A 14124-nucleotide genomic window follows, 5' to 3' on the forward strand; every position below is an offset into this window, starting at 1 on the left:
CTTCGCCGACGCCGACTCAGACCCGGGCCCGCGCCGCGCGCCGACGCCAGGGCATGCTGATGATCGTGTTGCTGGCCATCGCCCTGGTCGCGCCGCTGTTTGCCTACCCGGTGTTCCTGATGAAGGTGCTGTGCTTCGCGCTGTTCGCCTGTGCCTTCAACCTGCTGCTGGGCTTCGCCGGACTGCTGTCCTTCGGCCATGCCGCCTTTCTTGCCACCGGGGGCTACGTCACCGGCTTTCTGCTGTCGAGCTATCCGGGCCTGACGCCGGAACTCGGGATCGTCGTCGGCACCCTGGCGGCGGTGATCCTCGGCACCCTGTTCGGGGCGCTGGCGATCCGCCGTCAGGGCATCTACTTCGCCATGGTGACCCTGGCGCTGGCCCAGATGATGTTCTTCTTCTACATCCAGGCGCCCTTCACCGGGGGCGAGGATGGCCTGCACGGTGTGCCGCGGGGCAAGCTGCTGGGGCTGATCGACCTGTCCGACAACCTGGCGATGTACTACGTGGTGCTGGCGATCTTCGTGATCGGCTTCGCCATCATCCAGCGCACCGTGCACTCGCCCTTCGGTCAGGTGCTCAAGGCCATCCGCGAGAACGAGCCACGGGCGGTGTCACTGGGCTACAACGTCGACGCCTACAAGCTGGTGGCGTTCGTCATCTCGGCGGGACTTGCTGGCCTTGCCGGCGCGACCAAGACGGTGGTGTTCCAGCTTGCCTCGCTCACCGATGCCCACTGGCACATGTCCGGCGAGGTCATCCTGATGACCCTGGTCGGTGGTGTCGGCACCCTGTTCGGCCCGCTGGTCGGCGCTGGCCTGGTGGTCAGCCTGCAGACTCAGTTGGCGCAGTCGCCGCTGGGCAACTGGGTCAGCGTCATCCTGGGGTCCATCTTTGTGCTCTGCGTCCTGAGCTTTCGCAGCGGTATCGTTGGCGAGATCCAGAACATGGTGCGCAAGAACTTCAAGTAGTCATCCCTCCTTCGGTGTCCTTGACGCAATGCCCGGCCTTCTGGTCGGGCATTGTTGTTACCGGTATGTCTGCAGTACTGCGGCCTTCCTGCTCTGGTCTCCCCGCACGGGTCTTGCCTGACCTGTAATACCTGACGTTGGTGTCTTCCCGGTTCATTTCCCTTCCGTGGTGGATGGGTGTGCGCGTTTATTCGGCAAGCTCCGGTGGATAAGTGACCAAATTTTGCCATGTGAATTTCTGGCGATATTGGCACAGAGTTTGTTGTGGTGTTTTTTGTAGGATTTTGCCGTCTAACTATGGCCGGTCCTGCAAACAAATGGGTTTTTGCATAAGGTGACTTTAAGGCTGAACTTTGGTGATTTGTTTAAGCTATTGAAAAAAATAAATTTGTTCGAGTTTTTGCAGTATTTGATTTACTGCGGATGTTGGTTTTATCCCCTTATTTTTCAAACATAAGTACTTGTTGATAGGATATTTCTTACAAATTATTGGTCGTATGCGTACACCAAAAAGGTTTTATTTGGTGCGCCGCATCATTGGAGAGATGGTAGGATTCCTGACATTGGCGACATAATACTTACATAAGCGCTAATGTGATTATTGGTGAAGCTTGGTGTTAAACCACTTTGCTGTTTCATCATTGTATTGGTGGCTGGCAGTCAAACCATGATGGATGTCAGCTTTGCTCAAATTTTCGTGTGTTGATATGCCAAGGACCGAGGCGGAATTTTCGGGACAAGTACGTTTAAGTGGGTTGAAGGCTCCTCGCAGGGAGGCCGTACATCGTTATGCAAGAAGAAAAAACAGCAGTTCTATGCAATGTCGTGAATCTGCCGGTAGGTGTCCGACCTTGCATTGTCTCACGTTATCGCCTTTTCGGGGCGGTAGTGTCCGTGCTTCTGATTGCCTTGATCAGTGGGTGTTCGTCGTCTGACGTGATGGAGTCCAGTCAGCAGGAGGTGGTCGTCACCGAGCGCTTTGTCGGTGAGCTTCCCTGCACGGGATGTCGCCTGGTACGGGCGGATATCACGCTCAAGAGGGACGCAGAGAGCGGGCAGCCTGATGGCTTCTTCATGCACCGGACCCGAGTCGATGCGGCGGAGGGCAATGTGTCTTCGACGCTGTGGGGCGACTGGCGTCAGGAGCACCGGGATGATGCCACCTACTACTGCCTCGAAGCCCGCCCGCAAGAGATCACGCTTCAGCTGAGCGAAGAGGGCGATCGTCTGCTCTGGGTGCCACCGGATTCTGCCCGCGATGGCGATGAGCTGGTCGGCTTCGTCCTGCGTCAGGCAGAGCCACTGTTGTAGCTATTGGCCTCGCTACGAGCTGGACGTTCTGTCGATCCGTCCTGGCCTTTTTCGGTCAAGGGCAACGGCCTCTCGGCGTTGGAACCTATGCAGACTTTCAGACGAGCCAGGATGGGTGAGTCTTTCAAGCGGAGGAAGCCAGGTGGCGGATCCATCTTTTGATCTCGACGGGTTTATCAGGCTGAGAAAGCAGACCCGCGTCGTCGGCGACCTGCTCCAGGAGCAGGCAACGGACTACCTGGCGACCCTGGCGCTATTGATTCGGCCGCAGCGCATCTTCGGCGAATATCTGTTGGGAGCGCCAAAAGGCAATGGTCGCGATGCGCAGCATGCGTTCAAGGACTTCAAGGCGCTGTTCGAGGCGACGGCGGGGGCACAGCCGTTTCGCCTGATCCAGGAGCTGGAAGTCCCGCTGGATATTCTGAGCTCGACGCCACAGCTCTATCCGTACGAATACGACGTGACTCTGGAAGGCCGTGCCAGGCCGGTGAGAGTGACCAGTCCGGTCAAGTGGGTGGTGGGATACAGAGGGTTCGAGCTGCAGCGATTTCGCCAGATCATCAAGGACCCCAATCGCAGCACGGCGGAGCTTTTCAGGTTCGTGGCGCACTACCTGATGCTGTTTTTCTGCCTTAACCGTGAGCCCGGACTGGGACGACTGCTGCTCGGGCTTCGCTTTCCCGTCAGCTTTGAACGGCTGTCAGATTTCGGCGATATGCCGTTTTGCGTGATAGGTGCGCCGGTAGCGTCTCATCTGCCCGCTCACAGCATGATTCTGCGAAGTACCGAAGTCGCCGGCAACAACTCCTTCGAGGAGCTGGTCGAGCTGGGTGATATCGAAGCGATAGAAGACGGCATCAAGGAGCGCCTGTTGAAGGCGGTAGCAGCGATCTGAGCCCGACATCAGTTTATCAAACGCACATTCGAGGAAGTCGACGCCATGGCGGAAAAGGACAGTACACAACACAAGCTGGGCCGTATTCGTGCCCCGCGCGTACACATCACCTATGACGTGGAGATCGGTGACAGCCAGGAACAGAAGGAGCTTCCCTTTGTTGCGGGTGTCATCGGTGACTACACCGGCAACCCACTGAGCCCGCCGCCGAAACTCAAGGACCGCAAGTTCGTTGCCATCGATCGTGACAACTTCGACAGCGTGCTCAAGGGCTTCAAGCCTCGGCTTGCCTACCGGGTCGACAACACTCTGTCCAAGGATGGCACCCAGCTGCCGGTCGAACTCAACTTCAACGCGCTCGAGGACTTCGAGCCGCAGAACGTCGTCAAGCAGGTCGAGCCCCTGCGCAAGTTGCTGGAAGTACGCAACAAGCTGGCGGATCTGCGCAACAAGATGGGCGGCAACGACAAGCTCGAAGAGCTGTTGATGGACGTGCTGCAGAACAGCGAAAAGCTCAAGGCGCTCGGTGACGAGTTTGGCCGCGAGCAGGCTGTCAGCGACGACAAGAACCCGTAGAGCCGGAGCCAGGACATGTCAGACAAGGAAATGCAGGCACAGCCTGAACAAAGCACCGTTTTCGCCCCGGAGTCCTCGCTGCTCGAGAGCATCATCTCCGAAAGCCGCGTGGCGCGTTCGGAGAACGAGCGCTCTCGCGCCAGGGATCTGATCGAGGAGCTGGTCGCCCAGGTGCTCGAAGGCGAAGTACTGCCGAGCAAGGACCTGATCGCGGTGCTGGATGCGCGCATCGCCGAGATCGACGCCATGCTCTCCGAGCAGATGAACGAGATCATGCACGCCGGCGAGTTCCAGCAACTCGAGTCTTCTTGGCGTGGCTTGAAGTACCTGGTCGACCAGAGCGAGACCGGCGGCAACATGAAGATCCAGGTGCTTAACGCCACCAGAAAGGATCTCGTCCGCGACATGAAGTCGGCGCCGGAGTTTGACCAGAGTGCACTGTTCAAGAAGGTCTACGAGGAAGAATACGGCACCTTTGGCGGCGCTCCCTTCGGCATGCTGATCGGCGATTTCGAGTTTTCGCGCAGTCCCGAGGACATCTATCTGCTCGAGCAGGTGTCCCACGTGGCGGCAGCGGCTCACGCCCCCTTTATCTCGGCCGCCTCACCGGAATTGTTCGGCTGGGATTCGTTCACCGAGATGACCGGACCGCGGGATCTTTCCAAGGTGTTCGACACCGTCGAATACGCCAAGTGGAAGTCGTTTCGCAACTCCGAGGATGCTCGCTACGTCGGCCTGACTCTGCCCCACGTGCTGGGTCGCCTGCCCTACGGCCCGGAGACCGCGCCGGTGGAGGAGTTCAACTTCGTCGAGAGCGTCGATGGCCGTGACCACAACCAGTATCTGTGGATGAACGCCGCCTACGCAATGGGTGCGCGGGTGACCGACGCCTTCGCCAACTACGGCTGGTGTGTGGCCATTCGTGGTGTCGAGGGTGGCGGGCTGGTGGAGGATCTGCCGACTCACACCTTCCAGACCGATGACGGCGAGGTGGCGCTCAAGTGTCCGACCGAGATCGCCATCACCGACCGACGCGAGAAGGAACTGGCGGATCTGGGGTTCATTCCACTGGTGCACTGCAAGGGCACCGACTATGCCGCCTTCTTCGGGGTCCAGTCGGCGCAGAAGCAGAAGCAGTACAACACCGATGTCGCCAACGCCAATGCGCGTCTGTCGGCGCAGTTGCAGTACATCTTCGCGACCTCGCGGATCGCCCACTACATGAAGGCCATCATGCGCGACAAGGTCGGCAGTTTTGCCTCGCGTACCAGCGTCGAGCGCTATCTCAACGAGTGGCTGTCGCAGTACGTGCTGCTGGATGACAACGCCAGCCAGGAAGCCAAGGCCCAGTACCCGCTGCGCGAGGCTCACGTCGAGGTCGCCGAGGTGCCCGGCAAGCCCGGCGTCTACAAGGCGGTGACCTTCCTGCGCCCGCATTATCAGCTCGATGAGCTGACGGCGTCACTGCGCCTGGTGGCGGAACTGCCGCAGTCTTCACGCAACTGATCACGGCGGCGCTCGCGCCGGGCAGGAAGCAGGACGCGAGGAAGGTCGCTGACAGGGGAGGTCAGTCATGCAGGCAAGAGGCACAAGGATGGTGATGCCTACGCTCTGGAGCCGGTTGCTCGATGACGAGCCGCACCGGGTCGAGGACGCCGCCGGTCGCTGCTGGTGCACCCTGGAGGAGTACAAGTCGACGATCGTCGCCGACCTCGAAAACCTGGTGAACACGCGCCGTGAGCTGCTGGCCGATCACCTCCAAGGCTTTCCTCTGCTGCAGCAGTCGATGCTGGCTTATGGCCTGCCTGACTTCCTCGGTCGGGGCCTCAACAGCAGCGAGGACCGCCAGTACATCCAGCGCCAGCTGGCCTACGCCATCGAAGCCAATGACTGTCGTTTTCGTGATGTGAAGGTGCAGCTACGTGAGCAGGATTCGCGGCAGCGGTTGCTGAAGTTTCGCCTCGAAGCCGTGCTGGTCCTTGTCGATAGCCACCACCAGGTGGCCTGCGAAGCGGTGCTGCAGGCCGAAACCCAACGCTACAAAGTGCAGAACCTGACCTGATGCTCGACGAACTCTTGCCCTACTACGAGAAGGAACTCTCTCACCTGCGCTTTCTGGGGCAGGAGTTCGCTCGCGAGTACCCCAAGGTCGCTTCCCGGCTGCAGCTGGAAGAAGATAACTGTGCCGATCCCCACACCGAGCGGCTGATCGAAGCCTTCGCCTTTCTGTCAGCCAGGGTCCACAAGAAGCTCGATGACGACCTGCCGGAAATCGTCGAGTCCTTTCTGGACGTCCTCTATCCGCACTATCTGAAACCGACGCCGTCACTGTCGGTGGTGCAGTTCGACCTGGGGGAAGACTCGGCCCTCGACAGCCGCTACCAGGTGGCTCGGCATACCGAGCTGTCGTCTCAGCCGGTAGCGGGCTGCGTGCTCAGTTTTCGTACCTGTTATGACGTCACGGTGTGGCCGTTGCGGGTAGAGGCCGCGCGATTCAGCCGGCAAGAGCGTTCGGCATTCAATGGCCGCGACGGTGACGCCGTGGCGCGACTCGATCTCGACCTTGGCGTCACCGGACAGCAGTCGCTTGGCAAGCTCGGCGTCGACCGGCTGCGCTTCTTTCTCGACGGCGAGGGGGCCTTGATGCACCCGCTGTACGAGCTTCTGTTCAACAACCTCTGTCGCCTGAGCGTCAGCGTGGAAGAAGGGGGCCGCAGGCGCGAGATCGGCCTGCCGCTGGAGGCCATCGAACCGGTCGGTTTCGGCACCGAAGAAGGGCTGATGGACTACTCGGAGCGTTCCTTCCTGGGTTACCGCCTGCTGCACGAGTACTTCACCTTCCCCGAGAAGTTCATGTTCTTCGACATCGTGGGCCTCGATCGAGCGCTGGCGAAGGTCCAGGGGCATCGGATACGTCTAAGCCTGCTGTTCGGCGACTACGACCAGAGCGATCGGCTGGAGCGACTGGCCCAGAATATCGCTCGTAATCATTTTCGCCTCGGCTGCACCCCGATCATCAACCTGTTCGAGCGAATGGCCGAGCCGATTCAGCTGACCCACACCCGCCACGAGTACCCGGTGGCCGCCGACGTGCGTCATCCGTTCGGCGTCGAGATCCTGTCGATTCACGACGTCAAGCGTGTCCGCAAGGCCGCCGACACCAACGAGGTGCGCGTCTGTCATCCCTTCTTCGAACCCCGGGGGCAGCGGGTGAACCGGGGAGACTGCTACTGGGGCGCCAAGCGGGTCCCCTCGGAGCGCCATCGCGACCAGGGAACCGACGTGCTGCTGCGGCTGGTGGATCGCGAGTTGACCCTGGTGGACAGCGTCACCGATACCCTGAGTCTCAGGGTCACCTGCAGCAATCGAGATCTTCCCCAGCAGCTCAATTTCGGCAACCCCCAGGGGGATCTCTTTCTGCCCAGCGAGCAGGTGGTCAAGGCCATTCGCTGTCTGCGCAAGCCCACCAGTGCCGTTCGGCCACCACTGGGCAAGGGCACGATCTGGCGCCTGGTGTCGCACCTGTCACTCAACCATCTGTCGCTGGTATCCCAGGGGCGCGAGGCCCTGCTGGAGATCCTGTCGCTCTACAACTATCGCGACGCTGACGCCGCCCGCCGCCAGATCAATGGCATCACCGCCATCGACACCAGCGTCGCCATGACGCGCATTGGTCATCCGCGTCCGGCCTTTGTGCGCGGCCTCGGTATCCGTCTGGAACTCGACGAACGTCAGTTCATCGGCAGCGGTATCTATCTCTTTGGCACGGTGCTCGACCATTTTTTCGGTCAGTACTGTTCGATCAACAGCTTCAGCCAGCTGACCCTGGTCAGCCAGCAGCGCGAAAAGGAGGTGGTCACATGGCCGCCCAGAACCGGCACTCAGCCCCTGGTCTGATCGACCAGGCGCGGGCTGAGCCGTACCGGTTCAGCTTCTTTCAGCTCGTGAGGCTGTTGCGCCTGCACTACAGCCACCAGGGGCGGCTCGATCCCGAGTCGCGTCCCCACGAGGACCCGCTGCGCTTTCGCACCCGGCTGTCGCTGGACTTCCCCGCCAGCGAGATCAGTGACCTGTCGTTCGAGAGCGGCAAGCGGCTGTCGCCGCTGGAACAACCCTTGACCGAGATGCAGGTGACCTTTCTGGGACTGGTGGGGCCGTCGGGGGTCTTGCCCAGGCCCTATACCGAGACCCTGATCGATCGTCATATCCAGCTGCGTGACGACGCCGCCCACGCCTTTCTCGATCTTTTCTCCCATCGCATGACGGCGATGTTCTATCAGGCCTGGCAGAAGTATCGCTTTCACATCGAGCACGAGCGCAAGGGACAGGCCGACTTTCAGCGCCAGCTTTTGTCGCTGGTCGGCTTGAGTGACCAGACCCGCCACTTCGTCGCCGAGGTCGACGGCAGCATCGGCGATGACCCGGCAAAGGACGATGCGCGACTGCCTGGCCACCTTTTCAGCTACTTCGCCGGCCTCTTGACCCAGCGTCCACGCAATGGCGCCAACCTCGAGGCGATGCTCGCCTTCACCTTCGGGGTGAGCTGCAGGGTCAAGCCCTTCGCCGGTCGTTGGCTGACGCTTCCCGGGCGAGAGCGGACGCGCCTTGGGCAGCGTAACGCGCGACTTGGCCAATCGGCGGTCACCGGCTCACGGGTGTGGGACTACCAGTCCTGCGTGCGGGTGGTGCTCTCGCCGCTGAGCCTTGACGACTTCGCGCGCTTTCTGCCCGACCAGGCCGACCACCGGCAGCTGGTGGCGGCGACCCGCTTCTACCTGGGTGCAGAGCTCGACTTCGAGCTGGAGCTTGGCCTGCGCGCCGATGAGGTGCCGCCGGCCACGCTTGGCGGACAGGGCAGGCCGGGCGGGGTAGCCCTCGGTCGTCTGGGCTGGCTGGGCAAGCGCACCCGCCGCCGCGATGGCCAGGTGATTTTTCGTATTCCTTTTGAGGGAGCCAGGACGTGAGTCTCAAGACGCTGTTTGCCAAGTTGGATGAAGTGAGTCGCAAGGCCATGGAAGAGGCAGCGGGATTGTGCCTGGCCAAGCGGCAGTACGAGGTGGATGTCGAGCACCTGCTGCTGAAGTTGCTGGAGGGGGACGACAACGATGTGGTGCGCGTCGCGCGCCACTTCGAGCTGGCACTGGATCGTCTGGCAGATCAACTGGACCGTTCCACCGAGTCATTCAAGACCGGTTGCACTCGTACGCCGGCGCTGTCGCCGCATATCACGCGTTTGATCGAGCGCGCCTGGATGATCGCCTCCATCGAGCAGGCCGCCAGCCGAATTCGTAGCGGCCACCTGCTGCTGGCACTGCTCGATGACCAGGAGCTGCGCCGGGTGGTGGTCGAGAGCGCACCGGAGCTCGAGCGTGTGGACGCCGACGAGCTGCGCCTTCACTTCGATGACCTGCTGGCGGCAAGCCCGGAACACGGCACCAGCGGTGACGACAGTGGGGCGGCGGCCGGTGCACCGCCATCACGCTCGGGCAAGACCCCGGCACTCGATCGCTACACCATCGACTTGACCGCCAACGCCCGGGCCAGGCGTATCGATCCGGTGCTCGGGCGCGATGGCGAGATTCGTCAGATGATCGACATCCTCACCCGGCGGCGTCAGAACAATCCGATCCTCACCGGCGAGGCCGGCGTCGGCAAGACCGCGGTCGTCGAAGGACTGGCGCTGAAGATCGTCGAGGGGCGGGTGCCCCAGGCACTGGCCAATGTCGAACTGCGCACCCTGGATCTGGGCCTGTTGCAGGCCGGTGCCGGTGTGAAGGGCGAGTTCGAGCAGCGGCTCAAGGATGTGATCGAGGAGGTCAAGCGCAGCCTGCACCCGATCATCCTGTTCATCGACGAGGCGCACACCCTGATCGGCAGCGGTGGTCAGGCGGGGCAGGGCGACGCCGCCAACCTGCTCAAGCCGGCGCTGGCCAGGGGGGAGCTGCGCACCATCGCCGCCACCACCTGGGCGGAGTACAAGAAGTACTTCGAGAAGGATGCCGCCTTGGCCCGCCGCTTCCAGGTGATCAAGGTCGACGAGCCCAGCGAAGAAGTCGCGATCGGCATGCTGCGCGGCCTCGCCGATTGCATGCGTGAACACCATGGGGTCGAGGTGCTTGATGACGCCGTGGTGCAGGCGGTGCGCCTGTCCCATCGCTATATCAGTGGGCGCCAGCTGCCGGACAAGGCGGTCAGCGTGCTGGATACCGCTTGTGCCCGGGTGGCCCTGGGCCAGGCGGTGGTACCCGCCGAGCTTGAGGATGCCCAGCAGCGCCTGCGCGATCTCGACAGCGAACGCCAGACGCTGGCGGCGGAGCGCGAGCGCGGTGGCGATCATGCCACCCGGCTGGCGGAGCTCGATGAGCGGATCGCGGACGTGCAGGGCGAGATCGAGGTGCTCGAGGCCGCTTGGCAGTGCCAGCGCGAGGCGCTCGACGCACTGCGCGAGGCCCAGCAGGCGCTGGCCGATGCCGCCGATGCCGAGAAGGGGCCAGAGCGAGATGCAGCCCTCGAGGTGCTCAAGGCCAGGCGTCAGGATTTCGCACAGGCGGCCGGAGACAGCGTGCTGGTCCACCCCTGCGTCGACGGCAATGCCATCGGCGCGGTGGTCTCCGCCTGGACCGGTATTCCACTGACCAAGATGCAGCGTGACGAGATCGACACCGTGCGTCAGTTGCCGGCACTGCTGTCGAGCCGGGTGATCGGCCAGGACCACGCGCTGGAGGAGATCGGCAAGCGCATCAGCCTGTCGCGGGCCAAGCTCGAGGACCCGAGCAAGCCGGTGGGGGTATTTCTGCTGCTGGGGCCAAGCGGCGTCGGCAAGACCGAAACCGCGCTGGCGCTGGCCGACACCCTCTACGGCGGTGAGCGCAATCTCATCACCATCAACATGTCGGAGTACCAGGAGGCCCACACGGTGTCCTCGCTCAAGGGCTCTCCTCCCGGCTATGTCGGCTATGGAGAGGGCGGTGTGCTGACCGAGGCGGTGCGTCGCAAGCCCTACAGCGTGGTGCTGCTTGATGAGGTCGAGAAGGCCCACCCCGATGTGCTCGAGCTGTTCTTCCAGGTGTTCGACAAGGGCGTCATGGAGGACGGCGAAGGCCGCGAGATCGATTTCCGCCACAGCGTCATCCTGCTGACCTCCAACGTCGGTACCGACTGGATCATGCAGCGTTGTCTGGAGGCCGAGGCGCGACCGGCACCCGAGGCACTGGTGGGTGAGATGACCGACACCCTCAACCGAGTGTTCAAGCCGGCCTTTCTTGGCCGCCTCAAGATCGTGCCCTACTACCCGGTGACCGGGGACATCCTCACCCGCATCGTCGATCTGAAGCTGGCGCGTCTGGCCCGGCGCTTCCAGGACCACCACGGCGCCCACCTGAGCTTCGACGAGGCCCTGGCCGCGCGCATTGCCGAACGCTGCACCCAGACCGATAGCGGCGCACGCAGCATCGACCACCTGTTGACCAGCAGCCTGATGCCGGCACTTGCCGAGCGCGTGCTTGGCTGTATGGCCGAGGATCGCGAGGTCGTCGACCTGGTGATCGGTATCGATGATCAGGATCGATTCAGCTATCGCCCGGCGATGGTCGAGTCGGCCGACGACGCCTGTCTGGTGCAGGGCTAAGGAGATCGTGATGAACATGCATGCTCCCCGACCGGCGCCGACGCGGCGGCTCGCCTTCACGCTGCTGGTGCTGGCGACGCTGGCGCTTGCCGGCTGTGGCGTCAGCGACCGGCTTGGCAAACAGATGGACGGCACGGTCGGGGACATCCTGTTCGACCAGCAGGAGCGGGTGATCGTGGCGCTCAAGGGTGATGAGTCGCTCAACCCCGACGCCGAGGGCAACCCGCTGTCGGTGGTGGTGCGCATCTATCAGCTCGACGCCTTGACTGCCTTCAATGCGGCCAACAGTGAAGCGCTGTGGGCCAGCGCCAGCGACAGCCTGGGCGACAGCCTGCTCGGCGAACGCGAGGTGGTGGTTCTGCCGGGACGCACCCAGGTGGAAGTGGCCCCGATGGCCCCGGGCACCCGGTATGTGGCGGTGGTGGCCTTCTTCCGCCAGATCGAGGGGGAGGGCTGGCGGCTGGTGTTCGATGCCGAAGCCATGCGCAAGGACGGCATCCTGACCTCGCCGGATGGTGTGGTGCTGACCCTCGAGGGCAGTCGCATTACCCCCATGGACGAAGACAGCGCCGAGCTGGTGGCCACCGCCGGCAGCCTGGCCCGGGCCTTTGCGCCCTGACACGACAAGGAAGCCAGCCGTGAGCAAACACAATCGGGTGATGTGGTCGGAGGGGATGTTTCTCCAGCCCCAGCACTTTCAGTATCAGGATGAGTTTCACCAGCACCAGTTGGGCGAGGCCAGTACACGCTCGGGGCCCTTCAACTGGGGGGTCCAGGTACTCGAGGTCGACCTGGATGAGCTCGCTCATGGTCGCCTCAAGCTGTCGCGTCTGAAGATGGTGTTTGCCGACGGCACCCTGTTCGACGCGCCTCAGCACGATCCTCTGCCTCCGGCGCGTGATCTCGGGGAGCTGAGCGGGGTGGCCGAGTGCAAGGTCTTTGCCGCCTTGCGCCAGGTGACGCCGTTCTCGCCCAATGTGGTCGATGAGGCGCACCGCCGCGGCCATGACCGTCGCTTCCGCCAGCGCTTCGAGACCCTGCCGGACCTGCTGGAGGGCGAGCTGGAAAACGAGCTGGCACTGCTGGAGTTGAACGTGGCACTGCTGCTTGACGGTGATGAGCTCAAGGGCAGCAGCCACTGCCCGATCCTGCGTCTGAAGCGCAACACCGCCGGCGAGTTCGCCCTCGACAGCGACTTTATTCCGCCCTGCCTGCACCTGAGTGCCAGCCCGGTCCTGCTGACTCTGGTTCAGCGCCTGATCGGCGTGTTGCAGGCCAAGAACGATGCCCTGTCGAGTCGGCGCAGGGAGCGCGCGGACAAGGTCGCCGAGTTCGGCTCCAGCGACGTGACCCTGTTCTGGCTTTTGTACACCGTCAACCGCGCCTATCCGCACCTTTCGCACCTGCTGGCGCATCCGCGTTTGTCCCCGGTGGAGCTGTTTCGCTTCCTGTCGGACCTGGTCGCCAGCCTGATGACCTTCTCGACCGCTCATCGTCTTGATGAGCTACCGAGCTACCAGCATCTGGATGCCGCAGCGTCACTGTTCACGCTCGAGACCCGGGCTCGCGAGCTGCTCGATACGGTGGTGCCGAACGAGTACATCCCGATCGCCCTCGAGCAGACCAAGCCCTCCTATTACGTCGGTCGACTGCACGATCCGCGCCTTGGCGACGCCGATTTCTACGTCTGCGTCCACGCCGATATGCCCGGCGCCAAGCTGATCGAGCTGGTGCCGCGCGCCTTCAAGGTCGGCTCCCCCGAAGACATCGAGGTGGTGGTCAACAGCGCCATGCCAGGCGGCACCCTGGCCCACGCCGCGCGCCTGCCGGTGGCAATCCCGGTGCGCCTGGACAACCACTACTTCGCGCTGGAGCCCAGGGGGCGCATGTACGAGCGAATGATGTCGGCCGAGGCCATCGCTTTCTACGTTCCAAGCGGTTTCACCAATCTCAAGATTGAACTGATGGCGGTGTTGAAATGAACCAGACCTCCGTAGCACAGCAGGGAACTTCACGCTGGGAGTCCGTCTCCACCACAGCGTCACAAGGGGGCGATACAGGGCAACAGGCGCAGCGGCTGAGCGAACTGGCCCAGGACTTCTTCTCGATGGTGCTGTTGGTGCGTCGCGGCAGCGAGGCTCCCAGCGTCGAGGCCTTCCTCTCGCGGGTCGAGGCCTTCTTCAACGAGATGGAAGCCCGGGCGCTGGCCCGCGGCTACTCCCTCGAGCAGTTTCGTGACGCCCAGTACGCACTCTGCGCCTTTCTCGACGAGAGCGTGCTGGCCGCCGGTGAAAGCAAGATGCGCGAGTACATCGAACTTCACCCGCTGCAGTACAAGTTCTTCGGCGTGCATCTGGCCGGCGAGGGCTTCTTCGAACGTCTCGACAGCCTGCGCAGCGATCTCAAGGGCAACCTGGATGTGCTCGAGGTCTATCACCTGTGCCTGGCGCTGGGATTCGAGGGCAAGTTTCGCCTCGAACACCGCGACCAGCTGCGCTACATCGCCAACACCCTGGGCCAGGATCTGGCGCGCTATCGCCCTTTGCCCGCCGAGCTTTCACCCAGCTGGCGCTTGCCGGATCAGGTCGGACAGTTGTTGCGCTACGAGATTCCCGTGTGGGTCTACCTGTTGCTGATCGTGCTGGTCTGCGGCGTCACCTTTCTGGTGCTGGACGGGCTGCTCGATGCTCGTGTCGAGGCGCTGATCGAGCGCCTGCCGTCTCTGTTCACGACTTCTTGAGGGA

General features: G+C 62.6%; 12 protein-coding genes. All 12 read left to right on the forward strand.

Annotation, left to right across the window (positions count from 1 at the left end):
• The first annotated feature begins 53 nt into the window (after positions 1-53).
• The 12 genes from RBB39_RS11890 to icmH all read left to right on the forward strand — a co-directional run bounded on the left by RBB39_RS11890 (position 54) and on the right by icmH (position 14120).
• Positions 54-971 (forward strand): branched-chain amino acid ABC transporter permease, encoded by a 918-nt coding sequence (locus RBB39_RS11890; RefSeq protein WP_371931873.1) that lies wholly within the window; start codon positions 54-56, stop codon positions 969-971.
• Positions 972-1865: 894 nt separating this feature from the next.
• On the forward strand, positions 1866-2282 hold the full coding sequence (locus RBB39_RS11895; RefSeq protein WP_157033014.1) for a hypothetical protein: 417 nt from the start codon (positions 1866-1868) through the stop codon (positions 2280-2282).
• A gap of 142 nt (positions 2283-2424) precedes the next feature.
• On the forward strand, positions 2425-3177 hold the full coding sequence (locus RBB39_RS11900) for a hypothetical protein (RefSeq protein WP_045991870.1): 753 nt from the start codon (positions 2425-2427) through the stop codon (positions 3175-3177).
• A gap of 45 nt (positions 3178-3222) precedes the next feature.
• Complete coding sequence (gene tssB / locus RBB39_RS11905; protein WP_045991871.1) at positions 3223-3753, forward strand: type VI secretion system contractile sheath small subunit; 531 nt, start codon at positions 3223-3225, stop codon at positions 3751-3753.
• A gap of 15 nt (positions 3754-3768) precedes the next feature.
• Positions 3769-5259, forward strand: a complete 1491-nt coding sequence (gene tssC / locus RBB39_RS11910; RefSeq protein WP_045991872.1) for a type VI secretion system contractile sheath large subunit — start codon at positions 3769-3771, stop codon at positions 5257-5259.
• A gap of 94 nt (positions 5260-5353) precedes the next feature.
• On the forward strand, positions 5354-5815 hold the full coding sequence (tssE, locus tag RBB39_RS11915) for a type VI secretion system baseplate subunit TssE (protein WP_239452515.1): 462 nt from the start codon (positions 5354-5356) through the stop codon (positions 5813-5815).
• Entirely contained in the window at positions 5815-7650 is a 1836-nt protein-coding gene (tssF, locus tag RBB39_RS11920) for a type VI secretion system baseplate subunit TssF (protein ID WP_045991874.1), read from the forward strand. Before tssE ends, tssF begins: the two co-directional genes overlap by 1 nt.
• The gene (tssG, locus tag RBB39_RS11925; RefSeq protein ID WP_045991875.1) at positions 7614-8717 is read left to right on the forward strand and encodes a type VI secretion system baseplate subunit TssG; all 1104 of its coding nucleotides are present in this window, start codon (positions 7614-7616) and stop codon (positions 8715-8717) included. Before tssF ends, tssG begins: the two co-directional genes overlap by 37 nt.
• Positions 8714-11380, forward strand: coding sequence for a type VI secretion system ATPase TssH (gene tssH / locus RBB39_RS11930; protein ID WP_045991876.1), 2667 nt, complete (start codon positions 8714-8716; stop codon positions 11378-11380). The genes tssG and tssH overlap by 4 nt, the downstream gene beginning before the upstream one ends.
• A gap of 10 nt (positions 11381-11390) precedes the next feature.
• Positions 11391-11999 carry a type VI secretion system lipoprotein TssJ gene (gene tssJ / locus RBB39_RS11935; RefSeq protein WP_045991877.1) on the forward strand — a complete coding sequence of 203 codons (609 nt, stop codon included), beginning with the start codon at positions 11391-11393 and terminating at the stop codon, positions 11997-11999.
• A 19-nt stretch (positions 12000-12018) separates the two neighbouring features.
• Positions 12019-13362 carry a type VI secretion system baseplate subunit TssK gene (gene tssK, locus RBB39_RS11940; RefSeq protein WP_045991878.1) on the forward strand — a complete coding sequence of 448 codons (1344 nt, stop codon included), beginning with the start codon at positions 12019-12021 and terminating at the stop codon, positions 13360-13362.
• On the forward strand, positions 13359-14120 hold the full coding sequence (gene icmH, locus RBB39_RS11945; protein ID WP_083970266.1) for a type IVB secretion system protein IcmH/DotU: 762 nt from the start codon (positions 13359-13361) through the stop codon (positions 14118-14120). Before tssK ends, icmH begins: the two co-directional genes overlap by 4 nt.
• Positions 14121-14124: the final 4 nt, after the last annotated feature.

The sequence above is a fragment of the Halomonas sp. MMSF_3323 genome, assembly GCF_030733595.1.
GTDB lineage: Bacteria > Pseudomonadota > Gammaproteobacteria > Pseudomonadales > Halomonadaceae > Halomonas > Halomonas litopenaei.

What these genes read in the sequence shown, in the direction of transcription:
- RBB39_RS11890 (WP_371931873.1), top strand. Translation starts at nt 54, where the DNA reads ATGCTGATGATCGTGTTGCTGGCCATCGCCCTGGTCGCGCCGCTGTTT.
- tssB (WP_045991871.1), top strand. Translation starts at nt 3,223, where the DNA reads ATGGCGGAAAAGGACAGTACACAACACAAGCTGGGCCGTATTCGTGCC.
- tssC (WP_045991872.1), top strand. Translation starts at nt 3,769, where the DNA reads ATGTCAGACAAGGAAATGCAGGCACAGCCTGAACAAAGCACCGTTTTC.
- tssE (WP_239452515.1), top strand. Translation starts at nt 5,354, where the DNA reads ATGCCTACGCTCTGGAGCCGGTTGCTCGATGACGAGCCGCACCGGGTC.
- tssF (WP_045991874.1), top strand. Translation starts at nt 5,815, where the DNA reads ATGCTCGACGAACTCTTGCCCTACTACGAGAAGGAACTCTCTCACCTG.
- tssG (WP_045991875.1), top strand. Translation starts at nt 7,614, where the DNA reads ATGGCCGCCCAGAACCGGCACTCAGCCCCTGGTCTGATCGACCAGGCG.
- tssJ (WP_045991877.1), top strand. Translation starts at nt 11,391, where the DNA reads ATGAACATGCATGCTCCCCGACCGGCGCCGACGCGGCGGCTCGCCTTC.
- icmH (WP_083970266.1), top strand. Translation starts at nt 13,359, where the DNA reads ATGAACCAGACCTCCGTAGCACAGCAGGGAACTTCACGCTGGGAGTCC.